Source organism: Paramesorhizobium endophyticum (assembly GCF_014640615.1).
Classification (GTDB): Bacteria; Pseudomonadota; Alphaproteobacteria; order Rhizobiales; family Rhizobiaceae; genus Paramesorhizobium; species Paramesorhizobium endophyticum.
On sequence record NZ_BMHH01000017.1, the window covers coordinates 1 to 15452 of the forward strand.

At 59.7% G+C, this 15452-nt stretch carries 11 protein-coding genes and 5 pseudogenes; 8 read left to right on the plus strand and 8 right to left on the minus strand.

The annotated features are described in order from the left end of the window. Positions 1-25: 25 nt before the first annotated feature. Positions 26-523 (minus strand): annotated as a pseudogene (locus IEX53_RS17540) (recombinase family protein); the annotation flags it as partial. A gap of 278 nt (positions 524-801) precedes the next feature. Here IEX53_RS17540 and IEX53_RS17545 point away from each other — a divergent pair. Together IEX53_RS17545 and IEX53_RS17550 are read left to right on the plus strand one after the other, a co-directional pair. Then, positions 802-1032 (plus strand): hypothetical protein, encoded by a 231-nt coding sequence (locus IEX53_RS17545; protein ID WP_188825490.1) that lies wholly within the window; start codon positions 802-804, stop codon positions 1030-1032. A gap of 470 nt (positions 1033-1502) precedes the next feature. Continuing rightward, positions 1503-1913: pseudogene (locus tag IEX53_RS17550) on the plus strand (transposase); the annotation flags it as partial. 179 nt (positions 1914-2092) lie between these two features. On the opposite strand, the gene IEX53_RS17555 reads toward IEX53_RS17550, so the two are convergent. Together IEX53_RS17555 and IEX53_RS17560 are read right to left on the minus strand one after the other, a co-directional pair. Further along, positions 2093-2395: a hypothetical protein gene (locus IEX53_RS17555; RefSeq protein ID WP_236016252.1), complete on the minus strand. Its 303-nt coding sequence runs from the start codon at positions 2393-2395 to the stop codon at positions 2093-2095. A 352-nt stretch (positions 2396-2747) separates the two neighbouring features. Beyond that, positions 2748-8798 (minus strand): autotransporter outer membrane beta-barrel domain-containing protein, encoded by a 6051-nt coding sequence (locus IEX53_RS17560; RefSeq protein WP_188825491.1) that lies wholly within the window; start codon positions 8796-8798, stop codon positions 2748-2750. 483 nt (positions 8799-9281) lie between these two features. Between IEX53_RS17560 and IEX53_RS17565 the strand changes: the two genes are divergently transcribed. After that, positions 9282-9635 carry a hypothetical protein gene (locus IEX53_RS17565; RefSeq protein WP_188825492.1) on the plus strand — a complete coding sequence of 118 codons (354 nt, stop codon included), beginning with the start codon at positions 9282-9284 and terminating at the stop codon, positions 9633-9635. A 209-nt stretch (positions 9636-9844) separates the two neighbouring features. Here IEX53_RS17565 and IEX53_RS17570 read toward each other — a convergent pair whose 3' ends face one another. The 5 genes and pseudogenes from IEX53_RS17570 to IEX53_RS24295 all read right to left on the minus strand — a co-directional run bounded on the left by IEX53_RS17570 (position 9845) and on the right by IEX53_RS24295 (position 12406). Further along, positions 9845-10207: an SMI1/KNR4 family protein gene (locus IEX53_RS17570; RefSeq protein WP_188825493.1), complete on the minus strand. Its 363-nt coding sequence runs from the start codon at positions 10205-10207 to the stop codon at positions 9845-9847. 210 nt (positions 10208-10417) lie between these two features. Next, positions 10418-10945, minus strand: a pseudogene (locus IEX53_RS17575) (multicopper oxidase domain-containing protein); the annotation flags it as partial. Positions 10946-10964: 19 nt separating this feature from the next. After that, entirely contained in the window at positions 10965-11153 is a 189-nt protein-coding gene (locus IEX53_RS24285) for a hypothetical protein (RefSeq protein WP_308429154.1), read from the minus strand. Then, the gene (locus tag IEX53_RS24290; protein WP_308429155.1) at positions 11147-11419 is read right to left on the minus strand and encodes a TolC family protein; all 273 of its coding nucleotides are present in this window, start codon (positions 11417-11419) and stop codon (positions 11147-11149) included. Before IEX53_RS24290 ends, IEX53_RS24285 begins: the two co-directional genes overlap by 7 nt. A gap of 315 nt (positions 11420-11734) precedes the next feature. After that, positions 11735-12406 (minus strand): TolC family protein, encoded by a 672-nt coding sequence (locus IEX53_RS24295; RefSeq protein ID WP_308429156.1) that lies wholly within the window; start codon positions 12404-12406, stop codon positions 11735-11737. 329 nt (positions 12407-12735) lie between these two features. Here IEX53_RS24295 and IEX53_RS17585 point away from each other — a divergent pair, with 329 nt between their 5' ends. The 5 genes and pseudogenes from IEX53_RS17585 (at position 12736) to IEX53_RS17605 (ending at position 15452) form a co-directional block, all read left to right on the plus strand. Beyond that, a complete protein-coding gene (locus IEX53_RS17585) occupies positions 12736-12870 on the plus strand; it encodes a transposase (protein WP_188825494.1) in 135 nt (44 codons plus the stop codon). 39 nt (positions 12871-12909) lie between these two features. Continuing rightward, on the plus strand, positions 12910-13110 hold the full coding sequence (locus IEX53_RS17590) for a hypothetical protein (RefSeq protein WP_188825495.1): 201 nt from the start codon (positions 12910-12912) through the stop codon (positions 13108-13110). Beyond that, the gene (gene tnpB, locus IEX53_RS17595; RefSeq protein ID WP_188825496.1) at positions 13107-13454 is read left to right on the plus strand and encodes an IS66 family insertion sequence element accessory protein TnpB; all 348 of its coding nucleotides are present in this window, start codon (positions 13107-13109) and stop codon (positions 13452-13454) included. The genes IEX53_RS17590 and tnpB overlap by 4 nt, the downstream gene beginning before the upstream one ends. 74 nt (positions 13455-13528) lie before the next feature. Next, a pseudogene (gene tnpC, locus IEX53_RS17600) lies at positions 13529-15152 on the plus strand (IS66 family transposase). Continuing rightward, positions 15152-15452 (plus strand): annotated as a pseudogene (locus tag IEX53_RS17605) (hypothetical protein). The pseudogenes tnpC and IEX53_RS17605 overlap by 1 nt, the downstream one beginning before the upstream one ends.

Below are 15452 nucleotides of genomic sequence, written 5' to 3' on the forward strand. Positions count from 1 at the left end.
TCTGCTTCGGCATTCCGGTTTCCTTTCAACTCAAGAAAACCTCTCCACTTTTCCGAAGCAAGTCCACCATGCTCCGCATCACCGCCAGAGCATCCTCTGCGGTGGCGCATCCGTGTTCGCCACTCTGAGGTTTAGGGACCCTGAGCTCTGAATGCTGACCACCCTTCCAATGGATCGTCAGCACCACGTCACGCACCGCATCGTCGACATCAACGACAATGTCGGCGATGAGCGTACGCAGCAGTTGTTGGCGCGCGCGCATGGTCACATCCGGCGAATCCCAGGCCGACTGCAGATTGTCAGCTAAGTTCGCGAACGTGGCTGGGTCGACCTCGATGGTCGAAGGCCTTTCGGCAGGCTTGCGCCCTTCCAGATCCCGCACACGGCGGAGCGCCGTTTCCCAGTTCTTCTCAAGCTGCGCGGCAATGAGGCGGTTGTCGGGATCGCATGCCGCATAACGCCGCTCGGCAAGGCTTGCCTCGTAGCTGGCCTGCCGCAGTTCCAGGTCGTGGATGTGGCGCTGTTGTATCGTGGATGTTGTCGATGCCATGGCCGGAGGCGTTTTGTAGCGACCGCCCGCCATGTTTTTCGTTGTAATATTTCTCGCCCGCCGTGCCCTCTTTCATTGCGCGCCCGGCCGCGCTCGCGTTCCTGCTCAGCCTTGCTGGCCGCGCCTCCGCTGGGTCCCTGCTCGGGGGCGTCGGCATCCGGGCGGGTTGAGCCGAGGCCGCCATCGCCAAAAGCTTTTGCCTCGCCGGGCGTCAAATCCTTTTCAACGTCAACCTGATGGCGGTGGACGAGATGCCCCGCCTGGCCCTGGCCCGGCAGCGGAGCCGGCTCGACCTTGGTGATCCGGATATCGAATATGGTATCGGCAGCCTGACGCCCAGCAGCCCGAATGACGTTGGAGCCTGTCCGGGCAACGAGCCGCGCCGATCGCGACCGATGGAAATCGCAAGGCGAAGCCCAATGCCGATTGCCGTGGCGGCGCCGCCGGTGACAGCCACGATGGCGGCGATCATGCCGGAATAGATCAGCTCTTCGGCGACAACATAACCAGCATCGATTGCTGTTTTCGTGAAGGAAGATTTGAAAAAGGCATATTCACTCCCCCTCTAAATTAGTTTCTTCTGGTTAGTTTGGGGTTAAAAAAACCCCGGCGTCTCTCCTCATTTGTGAGGAGAAACAAAGGGTTGACTTTTTGATGCATGGCTATTGCGAGGCACACGGTTGAGATTGCCGCGTCGAAAACTTCCGCAAGTCGGGCAGGGGATACGCTGCTGAACGAGTTAACGTTTTATAAACCAACACAGAGCAGGGCGGCTATGGTATAACATTACATTTGCGGCATATTAGTAATTATGGAACGGGGCGGTCATTTCGTTGGTGTTGCTTCTGACGATGCAATGACCTTTTAGAGCCTGACTCAAAATTGCAGCTTTGCAATTCTTCGTGTCATGCGCCTGATGGATGAGATGAACATCCAAGCTTCGGAGGAGGCGGCGCTGCCGGGCAATCCCTATGACGGCCATACGCTGGCAGCCATCATTCCCGACATGGAGACGGCCATCGGCAATGAGATCGGGCGCATCCTCGCCGATGCCGGCTATCGCGGCCACAATGCGCCGGATAGCCACAAGCTCCGGGTCTTCACCGCCGGTCAGAAGCGCAATGTCACCCCGGCCATCAAGCGCCAGATGCGGCGACGCTCCGCCGTCGAGCCGGTCATCGGCCATCTCAAAGCCGAACACCGCATGGACCGCAACTATCTGGCCGGCAAGCAAGGCGACGCCATCAATGCCATCCTCGCCGCCGCCGGATATAACTTCTCCCTCCTCATCAAATGGCTGAAGAGCTTGTTGTGGCTGTGGATGGTTGCGCTGCTCAGCGGCACAAAACTGGCCGCAGCATAAAACTGATATTCTTCACGGTCGACGATTTAACTAGACCGCGCGCGGCTTCATGCTCGCGTTTTTGTCATCGCCGTACCAGAACACGACCGGAACAGGCCATCATCTGTCCGATTGATGTAACCGACGGCCTGAAAGCGCTCCCCTACATTCAGCGCACGACCCAGGCCCCATCTGCCCGACTAGGCCGGAGGCGCGATGATGGTCTTCAAGGTCTTGTACGGTCCGTTATATGAGCGCGCAGCATTGACCCGGCTACTGTCCTCGGGATCTTGCAACTCCTCCGGAATCCTCAGATCAGGAGTGTCGGCAGGCAGGCTGCTGTCCAGCACTACCTCGAACTGGGAGTGCGGGTTACCCCAGACGGCAGCAGGAGACACCGGACCCAGAACGGCTCCAAGCGCGATCAAGCCAGCGATGCCTGACGCGGCCAGTTGTCGGAGCCCCCCGATGAAGCTGGGTGAATGCGCGATCGTGCTCTTCATTTGACTCTCCCTTCCTTGCTGCTCTCCGCGCCCGTCACGGGGCGTCGAGTTGAAAGAAGATATCACTGCGCACTGTGTTCGATTACCTGCCTTCTGTCGCATATGCTTATTGGAACAGAACATAAATATGCAGAAAGGAATGAGATGCTTTGCTCCCCCTTTCGCCGGCAAGTCGGAGTTGCGACCTGCACAAGCGTAATGCCGCTAGATTCTGTCTTCTCGGATAGTCGATTTCCGCGCTCGTCGCGCCGACTCCCTGAACTGCCCATTCAACCATTGTTATCGAACAGAATTCAAATGCTGGATATGATGCATTTTATTCTCTTCCTCAGTGCCCTGGTCATGCAGTCGATCACCATTTCACCTTAAGCCCGAGATTGCCGCTGAGCCTGTAGCTGTCGGCGAAGTGTTCCAGGCTGGTGTCGACGGCGAGCTCGCCATAGAGGGCATATTTTCCATCCGCCCAGCTATAGGTGCCGCCCCCCCCGATGCCGCCCCAGTAGCGGTCGTTCTGCGTAGCGAAGACCACATCCGCCACCACGATCTTGCTTGCCTTCTGGAATTCGTAGGAGAGGTTGGCGATGGCGTAGAGATTGGCCTGCGTCAGCCGGCCTTGATTATCGCGCCAGGCCTGGCCGTAGTCCGCGGAAATCCCAAGGCGGCCTTTCAGGCTGTCGGTCTCGTCGTGGCGCACATGAGAGCCGAATGTGTCCCGGAAACCGTCGAACTTGACAGACGACCATGCCAATTGCGCCTGCGGGGTGAGCGTCCATTCCGGTGTGACGGAAATCCGCTTGCCTGCCTCGAGTCCCAATGCATAGCCGAAGCCGTCGATCTCGCTGGCGAGCGAGCGGCGCGCCGTGTCGGATGTGAGATCGTTGCTATACCAGGTGGTCTGCGCCACCGCGTCGGCATACGCTCCGTCATCACCATACCAGGTGAGCGTGCCGCCGAAACCATAGCCATTGGCATCGACACCGCCCTGGCCATGCACGGAGCCCATATTGGCCTTCGCATAACCATAATGCGCGGTGATGCCGCCGATCACGCTGCCGCCAGCCGTTTCGTAGAGCTTGCCGTCGATTCCCGTCTCAAGGCCATAGGTATTGACATTATAGCGTGTGGCGCTGGTGGAATATTTCGGCTCGAAGCGCCCATGCGCGCCCTCGACGCGGCCCCAGACATAACTATTGGTGTTGATGTCCGCGCCCGCTTCCTTCGCGGAAACCATCGTCCCCTCAGCGTCGCCCTGCGCGATCACCGGATTGGCCGCGCCGCTCCAGTAGCGGTTGCCGACGCGCTGGCGGAGCGTCCCGACCGCGTTCAGTTCCTGCAGGACCTGAGAGTACGCTTCGTAGACCGGCACGCCGGCCTGGAATTGTGGAGGTGGGTTGCAATTATCGCAGGGCGGGTTAGTGACTATCGAGCGCAGATACCAATCGCCTTCGCTAATCGCGGCGTTGCCGGTAATACCGGCACTACCCTTGTAGAGGCGATAGGCATAAGCGCCGCCGACCTTCGTCTGATCTCCCGCGGTAAGATAATCGCCCTGGAGCGTGAAGACACCATTCGAAGCGCCGCCGACCTGAACGACCTTGATGCCCTCGTGGGTCTGTGCGCCTTTGCCTCCTATATTCGTCACCGCCAGCGTCGAATTGCCCGAGGTGCTGCCATCAACGACCAACCGGTCGGTCTTGGAATTGTCATCGTCGAGCTGGGTCTTGAGATAAACCGTGCCACCCTGCCCGGTGTAATCGCCTTTCACGGTCAACGTATTGCCGAAAGTGGTGCTGGCGTCGTCGCCGGAAATCCTCACCTTGCCGGCATTGGAAAGGGAGGCGATGGTTTCGAAGAAATTGTTTGCATCGAGCGTGCCGTCCGACGCGACACTGAAGTTGGAGGCGGAACTGAACGCCCCTGCTTTCCCCGCCTGCAGCGTGCCGTGCGACACCGTCGTCGTCCCGGCATAGTCGTTGACGCCGGAGAGCACGGTGATGCCATCGCCGTTCTGGCCGACATTGCCCTCGCCAGTAATGTTGCCGGTGAAGGCAAGCTGGCCTGACCGGTCGAAAACGAGCGTGCTGTTTTTTCCAGCGAGGTCGACATTGCTTCCGCCTATATTGCCCGATGTGCCGCCATTGCCGAGCTGCAGCGTACCGCCGTCATCGATCGTCGTGTTGCCCGAGAACTGGTCGTTGTTGCCCGTAAGCACGGTCGTGCCGGTACCTTTACGCTCCAGCGTGCCGTTGCCGGAAATAACATTGGCGACGGTCGTTGTGCCTGGATTGTTGAATATCAAGGCGCCGTCGTTTTGAACCGCGCCGGTGCCGAGCGTTCCGTTTGCGTCAAGCTGCAGCGTGCCCTTCGTTATTTGCGTTCCGCCGCTATAGCTATTGTTGCGCGTCAAAATCGTTGTGCCCGAGCCGATCTGCTGGACTTTGCCGAGACCCGTAATGGTGTTTTCGGATGTCATCTGGCCCGAATGGTTGAATGTAAGCGTGCTGCCCGTGCTCGCATCGCTGCCCTTGCTCGCAAGATTGATTTCGCCATCGCCGAGACGCCCTGTCGTGCCGCCATCGCCCAGGGAAAGTTCGCCATCCGCCACCGTGAAGGTCCCGTCATAGTCGCTATCGGCGGTGAGCGTCAGCTTGCCCGGTCCCGTCTTGGTAAGCGGGCCCGGCGTGGGCAACGGGGTGGCCGGGAGACCAGTGATCTCGCCGTGGAGCGTGAGATCGTAATCGGTTTGGAAAGTACCGCCATTGGCGAGCACCGTGATCTCGCGGCTGCTTTCGAACGCTGCGGTATTCTCCAGCGTGCCGCCATTGAAGGTCAGACCACTCCCATTGCCGAGATACTGGTCCGCGCCCACCGAGACGGTGCCCTGATTGATGATCGTGTCTCCGGAATAATTGTTGGTGGAGTTGGTCAGAACCAGCGTGTCCGTACCGGTTTTGATGAGGGCGCCGGTACCGGTAACCTGGCCGTCAAGCGTCATGCGCTTGTCGGTCTGGAAGGTGCCGCCGGCGGTTTTGTCGCCATTGACGCCTTCGAGATTCATCTGCCGCGATGTGGTAATCTCCGCGGTGTTCCGAAGCACCGCGGGGCGCCCGCCGGCACCCTGGAACGTCACGGATGTGGTGTAGTCGCCGGTTTGGGTCCTGCCCAGATTGTTGTTACTGCTGATCTGGATTGTGCCGTCGTCGATAATGGTGCCGCCGCTATATTGGTTGTCAGCGGTCAGCACCAGCGTGCCGACATCCTCCTTCTGCAGCGTATCGGTCCCTTTAAGTACGGAATTGATGGTGACGACATGGTTCCTGGATGCGCCGCTACCGTCGCCGACAGCGATGAGCGACACATTGGGTGTCGTACCGTCGACACCTGCAGAATTGTCGAGCGTGATGTCGCCGCCGCTGAGCCTGTAGTCAGTTGAGAGGAACTGCATGCCGGGGGTGGTAACGCCTGCCGGGTCTACGGTTACCTCGTCTCCGGTGCCGGCAAAGTGGGCGATGACATCGGATTGATAATTGCCCTGCCCGGTGCGACCGATGTCCACCCAGCTTTCGTCGGTGGCGCCGTTCATAGTCCAGGTACCCCTGCCGCCGGTGATCTGCGCGGTTTTGTTCGGATTCCACCAGTCGCGCTCGTTTACGATCGCTTGCTCAATGAGAACGATCTTGTTCGCGACGGCATCCTGTTCGATGACCATACCCGGCGGGATGTTCCCTACCTGGAGCGCGCCTGACTTGGTGCCGTAGTTGACAAGCGTGAACGCGAACGGGCCGAAGGGAACACCCGAATTATTGGTGACGTTCACCGTGCCGTTCAAATCGACATGCCCCGCCGAGACATCTATGCCCAGAATCTCCGGATCGGCATTGGGATCGATCCCAAGGCCATACTCATATTTCAGGACGCTGTTTGCATCGACGGTGAGGTTGCCGTTGATGGTAAGCGTATTTATCCCGTCGAGATTGTCGTCATAGGAGTGGAGCGTCGCGCCGTTCACAACAGAGACATTGCCGTTGATCGTCCCGCTGCCTGCCAGCGTGGAACCTGCTCCTGTCGCCGTCACGTTGGCGGAGGTCAGCGCGCCGTTCACCTGAAGCAGACCGCTATTGAGCGTTGTGGCGGATGTTCCGTTGACGGTGCCTGTCTTGTCAATCACCAATGTGCCGTCGTTTACGGTCGTTGCCCCCGTGTAATCGCTCGCGCCGGCCAGCGTAACGGCATCACTGCCGTTCTTCGTGACATTGCCGCCGCCGCTGATCGCGCCAAAATAAGCATAAGGACCAGAGAGATCGAAGGTCAGCGTCTTGTTCGGCTGGAGAGAAACTGTGCTCTTGTCGCTCCCGAGCGTTCCGGCTCCGCTGACATAGAGATCGCCGTCCTGCATGGTGAGCGCGCCGTCATAGGCGGCGTTGTCGCCGGTCAGGGTCAGGTCGCCGGTGCCGCTCTTGGTGAACGCGCCCGCCCCCGCGAGCGAGCCGATCGTCAGGGCGGCATTGCTGTTGATGGTGCCGGCGGCGTTGAACGTGACTGTGCCCGGGAGCACCGCGGCGTTCGCAATGTCCAGCGTGCCGTTGAGGCCCCCGGCTGTCCCGAACGTCAAGCCGCCCGTGCCAAGATTGCTTGCCGAGTCGACGGACACCGTGCCGCCATTGATAACCAGCGCGCCGGCAAAGCTCCCGCTGTTGCCCGCATTGGAGAGGGTCAGCGTGCCGGCGCCGATCTTGGTGAGCGCGCCCGCCCCGGTCAGGGCAGTGGAGATCGTCACGTCCTGTCCGTTCGTATCGACCGTGCCGCCGCCCGTACCGACGGTGAGGGCAATAGTGTTTGTGAGGTCGAGGCCGGTCACCCCCGCCTGCAATACGCCCCCATTGAAAGTCAGCTTGTCGAGCCCGGTCGGCGCGGCGTTGACCGCCCAGGTGCCGCCGTTCAGCGTGACGTCGACGCCCGAGGGCGCGGTGATCGAACCCGTCCAGACCGCTGTGTCTTCCAGAGTGACGCTTCCTCCCTTCGCCCCGGCCGTCGCGGTCATGTTTCCGGTCCAGGCCGCACTACCCCCAAGCGTGACGTCTCCCGTCCCATCCGCCTCGATGGCGATGCCTCCGGTCCATGTCGATGCGCCGTCAACCGTCAACGTCGCGCTGTTGCCGTTACCCCTGGCGCTAGCGGCCACCAGCACATTGCCGGTCAGCGTCGAATCCGTCGCGTTCAGCGTAAACAGCGCTTCGAAATTGTTGGTAAGGAGGAGGTCAGTCGGTTCCTCGATCGTGGCCAGATTACCGGCGAGGTTCGCAATGATGCTCCCACCGGAGGGGGTCAGGGAAGAGCCATTGGTCAGATCGACCGTAAGAGAGCCACCCACCTGACGTATCACGGGGCCCGGCGATGCCATCTCGATCGAGCTGTTGTTGTCGAGTTTGACCGTGGTGGGGAGGATAGCTCTAGTTGCCTCTATAATCGAATATATCCCGGAAAAATTGGCCGCGATAGCTTGCATTTTTGCGGTGGTATTCATCAGATCGACCTCGCCGCCGCCATTCAGGGTGATAAGCGACATCATGGTGGCGCCCGCAACCCTGTTGGTTACGTCGATATCCATGTCCTTGATGGTGATTTTGCCGCCCGCAGTGCTGCTCGTGGACGTCGCCACTTGGATAAGAGTGCCGTTGGTTTGTATGTCACCCCGGATCGTCCCGCCTTGATTGAAGGTGACCTCTCCCCCATCGCGTGCCAAAGCCAATGGGATGACGAACGTCGCGCCGCTATTGACAGCCTCATTGAACACGACAGCGCCGCCCGAATCGGCGACAGCCACGGTACCTATGGCATTGCCGCTGGTGGTATACGCCGTCGTACCATTGACGGTAATGATGCCGCCTGACTGCGCCAGGAAGCCGGACCCCGTGACGGTACCGGTGCCTTTGTCGAGCAGGGTCAGGTCGCCATCTATGGTGATTTGGCTGCCCACCCCGCTCGTCGCCCCCGTCCCGTTCGCCTGAAACATGTAACGGCCGGCGGTGGTGGTGGTCAGTTCCAGCGACGTCGGCCCTTGCAGATGCAGCGTCGCGCCGTTGCGTATGCGAAAATAGCCGGCATTCTGCGTGTTGAGCTGCACGTCCTGGCCCGCGGCGGATTCCCACCCATTCCCCTCACCATCCGCCAGATAACAATAGTTGCTGGTGACCGTGCATGGCGTCTGACCGCCGGCGACAGGGGGTATCGGCTGAACGCCAGTCGCCTGTGCGGCGAGTGCCGGGGCTGAGGTGAGCACCGCCAAAAGCAAGGAAGCCCCGCGAAGGATGCACGAAAGGCCCGGCCCATTCACATCTGGCCGCACGCGGGCAAAAACGCGGGCTGGAGCGGCGGCGGGGTCCAGGCAATGCCTTTTCATCATCACCCTCTCGTAGCGAAACCTTTGTATCGGCGTACTCTGCAGAACCGGCGGAATCCATGGAGCGTGACATACACGTTGAATTATAGTTACGGATATATGTAAAATACTATAAGAATATTAAATTGGAAGTTATTTGTATTATAATTCTTGATCTTTCCTTTCAGGCTGAAATTATACACTTATTATACTCAGGACCATGTCAAGATACCTATTGATGGCAGTCGGCGCGCGTCGCCCCTCCAACTCACCCAAAACGGGTACAAATATAAAGTACAGCTTGAGCGATATATCCTTTTCCGCTAACGTCACGGCATATACGTGTTCGTCCAGCTCATTGCACGGAGGCGCTCCCATTGCCATGATAATCAAGACGTACATCCTGCAACAGAATTACTGATCACCGGTGCACTGCATTGCCGTGCGACCCGGCAAGAGAAAATTTCATTCAACTCTTAAATCCATTTTATAATCGAGGAGATTACCATGACTTTAGCCGTTACTTCCCCCTCGGGCACCAAGGCCGGCTCGAAAGAGGCGCCCCTACTGGCAACACTGACAAATCTTACGGTGCTGACGGGAGGAGCCGTATACAAGCTGGTTTGGTCAGCCGTGGGTGTTACGTTCGACAACAACAACCAAGAGCTGCTCATGGACCCCTTTGTGGCCACGACCGGCTATGCCGTCAATACGACCATGACCCCGGGCACCAGCGCTATCGGAACCGCCGTGACCCTTACCTGGAGGCTCAATTCGGTTGCCCCCGATCACACCGTGACGCACGGTGGACTCAGAGCGCGGATGATGCCAATTAAATCGGCTGATCTCCACACAAAGTGAGGAAGACCCCAATTAAGTACAGTCCGACATGGAGTGGCACGGCTGGAGGAAAAGCTGGAGGCCATGACAGCGCAGGGATATTCCGGGATCAGGACGGTCCTGCAAGATTATCTGGGCATCCGTTTTGCCGAAGGCATTGAGCCCCTACTGCGTGATCTGTGAACCCCTCCCTGAAAGGCTCGACGCGGAGGCGTGGCAGCTCCCGCTCCTCAGTATCTCTCAACGATCATGTGACTGTCGAGATTGAGGATATAGGTTCCCGATTCCAGTCCGTCAGCAATGCGGGCGAACAAATGCCCGATATTGCCGGCTCTTCGGATACGGAAAGTCTCATCGTGGTAATAGGCAACAACCTGGCCCAAGGTTCCGCCGGGCGCCGGATCCATGTCGATGCACAGATAGTCCCCTCCCCCGTTTTCCATGAACGGAATCCAGCCGGGCCACCACCAGGTCGGCCGAATGCCCGGATCGGCATCGATTGGCGCATGATCGGGGTTTTCGATATTTCTGCCTTCAGGAAACTGCTCGGACAGGAATTCATATGCGGAAACGATGTCGTCGACTGGCATCAAGCTGAATGCGTCCACAAGCGTCGGTGCGTTTCTGGCGGTCCCGCAAATGGGGGTGGAAGTCTACGCCGATCCGCCGTTCTGCCTGTATGATGTCCTCCATCGACGCCGGCGGCCGAAAGATCGGAGAGAACTCGGACGGCGCATTCTGCTCGATCCATGCGCCAATGCGGTTCAGATCCTCGATCAGGGTTTGGGACCCGATGGGTTCGGCATCTCGTCGGCATGCGGATGGTACATGAAGGTGCCGCTCTTCTGCAGCCGGAACTCATAGACGAAGGTCTGGCCCGGCTTGATATGCGGCTGCGTCAAGCCGCCGACGCCGTCCATGCCGTTGGGCAGCAGTTGACCGTGCCAGTGGACAGTGGTGTGCTCCGGCAGCTTGTTGGTGACGAAAATGCGCACCTTGTCGCCCTCCACCGCCTCGAGCGTGGGGCCCGGCGATTGGCCGTTATAGCCCCACAGATGCGCGACCATGCCCGGCGCCATCTCGCGAACCACCGGTTCGGCGACAAGATGAAACTCCTTCCAGTCGCCATTCATCCGCCAGGGCAATGTCCAGCCATTCAGCGTGACGACCGGCTGATAATCCGGCCCCGTTGTCGGAACGAGGGGCGGCTGCATGGTGGGCTCTCTCATGGTGGCAGCCTCGGGAATCGAAGCCGCCTGGACGCGGCCGGAAACCGCGCCCGCACTGATCAACGCCGCTGCACCCAGGAAATTCCGGCGAGAAACTGTCATGATACGGTCCTTTCCATTTTCAATGCCCGCCGCTCTGGGCAACCACAGGACTCTCGCCAGCCTCGCTGGCGGAACCACCGCCGCCGATGATCGCGGTCTCGAAATCGACTTCTGCGATGAAGAAGTCGCAGCTGGCATCGATGGCCGCGACATTGCTGGCGATGCTTTCGCGCGCCGTGGTGAGAAGCTCGAACACGTCGATCAGCATGCCGTTATATTCGAGCTGGCCTGCTCATTGATCGTCCGGCGCAGCGGCAGGATGCTGGTCTGGTATTGCCGGGCGATATCGTAGCTGCCGCGATAGGTCAGATAGGCGGAACGCGCCTCGGAGCGGACATTGACCGCCTTCTCCAGCAGGCGATTAACGGCCTGCATGTAGGTTTCGCGCGCGCGATTGACGCTGACCTGGCCCAGATCGAAAACCGGAATTTGGATTTCCAGTTCGAAGCCTTGCGGCGAGGACTTCTCCCGCACGCCATCTGCCGTTTCTCGCTCAATGTTGCCGCGCCAGAGCGTGTCGCATTGGTGAGCCCGAGGGATTTCGCCGTTGCATCCAGCTCCAGCCTTGCCGCAATCAGATCGACGCGCTTGCGCACCGCATCGGTCTCGACCTGGCTTTGCGTCGGGATGCGGGGCAACCTTGGAAGCTGTCCGGGCAGCTTGTAGTCGAGATCGGCGCCCCAAAGGCCCATCATCCGTGTCAGCGCCTCGCGCTCTGTCCCCTCCTTCAACCGTGCCTGAGCAAGCTCATTCGACACTTCTGCGTAAAAGGCGCCGGCCCGCGCCTGGTCAAGCTTGTTCGCAGCACCCCGTCTCGCCAAGCTTGCGGGTCAGATCGGCGGCGGCATCGGCATCGGCGGAGACACGCGCCTGTTCGAGGAGCGAGGCGGTCTGGCGGGCGGCGACTGCGTTGTAGTAGGCGCGGCGCGTTTGGGCCGCGGTGCGGAAGGTGGCTTCGATTGCCTTTTGCTGCGCCGCCTCGAACTGCGTCCTGGCGATGTCGCTGCGCTTTGGCAAGGTGAGGATCGCCAGGATATCGCCGACCAGCCGGCGCTCGATCTCCAGCGAGCCGCCAGTTGCCAGCCGCTCCACGCCGATGACCGGGCTTGGCGGCAGGCTCGCTTCCACGAAGGCCGCTTCGGAAATTCCCAGCGCATTATATTCCGCCTGAAGGCCGCGATTGTTGAGCAGCGCCAGTTGCACGGCGCTGTCAGCGGTCAAGGGCTTGGCAAGCAGGGACTTGACTTTGGCCTGAATAGCGGCGGCATCGGCGAGCGATGTGATCTTGGCCGTGTCCTTGCGGATCACCGTGCCGACATACCCGGTGACAGGGCCCATGCCGCCATCCGGGGTGAAGCTGGCACAGCCGCCAAGCAGGGCTGAAACCGCACTGAGCGCGGCGAACCGCTTCCATGGCAGTGCGACAAAAGCAGCGCTTTGAGTTTCGATCCGGCGCGCCATTATTCGCCCCCTGCCTTGGGAGCAACGCGCTCATTCCTTTCAATCCACGGCTTGGGATCGACTGGCCAGTAATCGACGGCTCCTGCCGTCACCGACCTATATGGCTTGGCAGATACATGGGTATCAGGGTCGGATGGATTTGGACCGGCGCCAATGGCAGGCAAGCGTGAACATGCGGACAGGATGACGGCAACGGCCGTCAGTGAAATGGGGTTCATGGTATCCTCGGAGTAAGCCCCCGATTGGCATCGCCTGCCGAATAGCGCCTTGATGGCCTAAGATACGTCATTAACGACGTCGTTAGCGACGTGTCTTAGGCGAGGTATGGGATGCGTGTTGAAATTCTTGGTCAGGAACGGCGGCGGCGTTGGGGTGACGAGAAGAAGCTCGACATTGTCATGTCGGTTGGGCTCGACGGTGCGACGGTCACTGAGATTGCACACCGGTACAATGTGACCCGATAGCAGATTTACGCCTGGCGGCATGAGCTGAGAAAGAAGGGTTTGTTACCGTTCACTGCCGAGACGGTCTTCGTTCCCGTAGACACGTCCGCCATGCATGGCGCCCCGGTCGTGCGGGAGGGCGTTGCGCGTGTGCCTGCTATGATCGAGCTGCGGTTGAACGATGGGCGCAGTCTTCGCTTCGACAGTGGTGTCGATGCCACCGTCCTTACCCGGCTCATCCGTGCGGTTGAAGCAGCATGATTGGGCCGGGAACCGGTGTTCGAGTGTATCTGGCCTGCGGGATCACGGATATGCGCAAAGGCATTGAGGGCCTGGCTGCACTTGCACAGGACGTGTTGCGTCAGAAGCCGACGGGTGGGGCGGTCTTCGCCTTTCGGGGAAGACGTGGCGACCGTTTGAAGCTTCTTTATTTTGATGGGCAGGGCTTCTGTCTGTATTATAAAATTTTGCAGAAGGGGCGGTTCCCATGGCCATCGGCCACTGATGGAACGGCGCGGCTGACGTCGGCGCAACTGGCCATGCTCTGGGAAGGAATTGACTGGCGTCGTCCGGATTGGGGGGCGCCACCGGCCCGTATCGGGTGATTTTATCCATCTGAACCTGCCTGAATTCCGCTTGTTTTTATGGAAATATTTGCTGGCTTATAGTAGTCAGGGTCATGCATAGCGCGACCCAAGACCTGACCGACGATCCCGCCGTTCTCAAGGCGATGATCACCGCTTTGCAGGCGGAAATCGGAAAGATGTCGGCGACGTTGCAGGCGCATGATCAGTTGATTGCGACTTTGCGGCTACGCATCGCCAAGCTGAAGAAACAGGTCTTCGGCAAGTCCTCTGAAAAGATCGAGCGCGAGATCGAACAGCTGGAACTGGCGCTGGAGGATCTCTTGATCGCCGCGGCGCAGCGCAATACGGCGCCGATCGATGAGGCCGATGAGCCTGTGCCTGTCGCCCCCTTGGCAAGCACGTCCGCAACGGTCATGCGCCGTCGGCCGCGCGTATCGCAAAAGGCCATTCGCGAGCGCCGGGAACTCGATCCTGGCAACTGTTGCCCGGAATGCGGCGGTGAATTGCGTCTTGTCGGCGAGGACGCGAGCGAAATCCTCGACATGATCGCGGCGCAGATGAAGGTCATCGAGGTCGCCCGGCTCAAGAAATCCTGCCGGTGCTGCGAGAAGATGGTGCAGTTGCCAGCGCCCAGTCGCCCGATAGCGGGGCAGCATGGCGGGAGCAGGTCTTCTGGCGTACATCCTGGTCTCGAAGTTCGACGACCATCTGCCGCTATATCGCCTGAACGAGATCTTCACCCGCATGGGCGCCGACATTCCCGACAGCACGCTGGTCGATTGGTGCGGTCGCGCCATGCTGGTGCTTCTGCCTCTGATCGAACGGATCGAGGCCGCGATCATGGGAAGCGACCTCCTTCATGCCGACGATACCCCGATCCGGGTGCTGGATCGCTCACTACGAGACAAGGGTTTAGGCAAAGGCGTGAAGAAAGGCAGGATCTGGACCTATGTCCGGGATCAACGGCCATGGGCGGGTGCTGCCCCGCCTGGTGCGGTCTACTACTTCGCCCCGGACTGGAAGCAAGAGCACGTGCTTCAACACCTCAGGCAGGCAAGCGGTATCCTTCAAGCCGATGGCTACAAAGGGTACGGGAAACTCTATGAACCTGGAGCAGATGGAGCGCGCCGCTTTCGGGAAGCGGCCTGCTGGGCGCATTGGCGCCGCGACTTCCATGATATCTGGACCTCGAACAAATCCCAGATCGCACGAGAGGCTCTCGATCGTATCGGTGCGCTTTACGACATCGAGCGAGACATTGCCGGTCAGCCTGCCGATATCCGCCTTGCCGCGCGTCAGAAGCACAGCAAGTCAAGGGTGGACGCATTGCGCCTATGGGCCGAAGCTCAACTCACACGCATTCCAGGCAAGGGCGATCTGGCGGCCGCTTTCCGTTACGGCCTGAGCCGGTGGGCCTCATTCTGCCTGTTTCTGGAAGACGGACGCGTTGCCATGGACAACAATGCCGCCGAGCGGGCGTTGCGTCCGATCGGCGTTGGAAGGCGCAATTGGTTATTCGCCGGCGCCGACACCGGCGCGGAAACCTTGGCGCGGGCCATGACGATCATCGAGACGGCCAAGATGAATGGCGTCGATCCGCAGGCCTATCTGGCCGATGTGCTCGACCGTATCCACGATCACAAGATCAACCGGCTCGACGAACTGCTACCATGGAACTGGACCCCGGTGGTCACCGTCTGCGCCGAGGCCGCCTGATGGCAACGATCACCTGCGTCTTCACCATCAACCACGTCGCCAACCTGCTTGAAGAGGATCCTGAGCTTCTTCAGGCAATCGTCAGAAACGATGACAATCTTAGCTACGGCAGCATCATCAGCGTCTACGATGGCACGGACGGACGAGGCAATGACCGCGCTCACTGACGATGGGATTAACGAGTTAAGACAAATGCTTGCTCACGCCCGCAAATCCGCGGAAGAATGGAACGACTTCCTCGACAGTTTTGTTGACGACGAAGAACTCATCGCCCGCGTCAAGACGAAATCTCTGCGGTAA

What these genes read in the sequence shown, in the direction of transcription:
- IEX53_RS17545 (WP_188825490.1), top strand. Translation starts at nt 802, where the DNA reads ATGCCCCGCCTGGCCCTGGCCCGGCAGCGGAGCCGGCTCGACCTTGGT.
- IEX53_RS17555 (WP_236016252.1), bottom strand. Translation starts at nt 2,395, where the DNA reads ATGAAGAGCACGATCGCGCATTCACCCAGCTTCATCGGGGGGCTCCGA.
- IEX53_RS17560 (WP_188825491.1), bottom strand. Translation starts at nt 8,798, where the DNA reads ATGATGAAAAGGCATTGCCTGGACCCCGCCGCCGCTCCAGCCCGCGTT.
- IEX53_RS17565 (WP_188825492.1), top strand. Translation starts at nt 9,282, where the DNA reads ATGACTTTAGCCGTTACTTCCCCCTCGGGCACCAAGGCCGGCTCGAAA.
- IEX53_RS24285 (WP_308429154.1), bottom strand. Translation starts at nt 11,153, where the DNA reads ATGCTGATCGACGTGTTCGAGCTTCTCACCACGGCGCGCGAAAGCATC.
- IEX53_RS24295 (WP_308429156.1), bottom strand. Translation starts at nt 12,406, where the DNA reads ATGGCGCGCCGGATCGAAACTCAAAGCGCTGCTTTTGTCGCACTGCCA.
- IEX53_RS17585 (WP_188825494.1), top strand. Translation starts at nt 12,736, where the DNA reads ATGCGTGTTGAAATTCTTGGTCAGGAACGGCGGCGGCGTTGGGGTGAC.
- tnpB (WP_188825496.1), top strand. Translation starts at nt 13,107, where the DNA reads ATGATTGGGCCGGGAACCGGTGTTCGAGTGTATCTGGCCTGCGGGATC.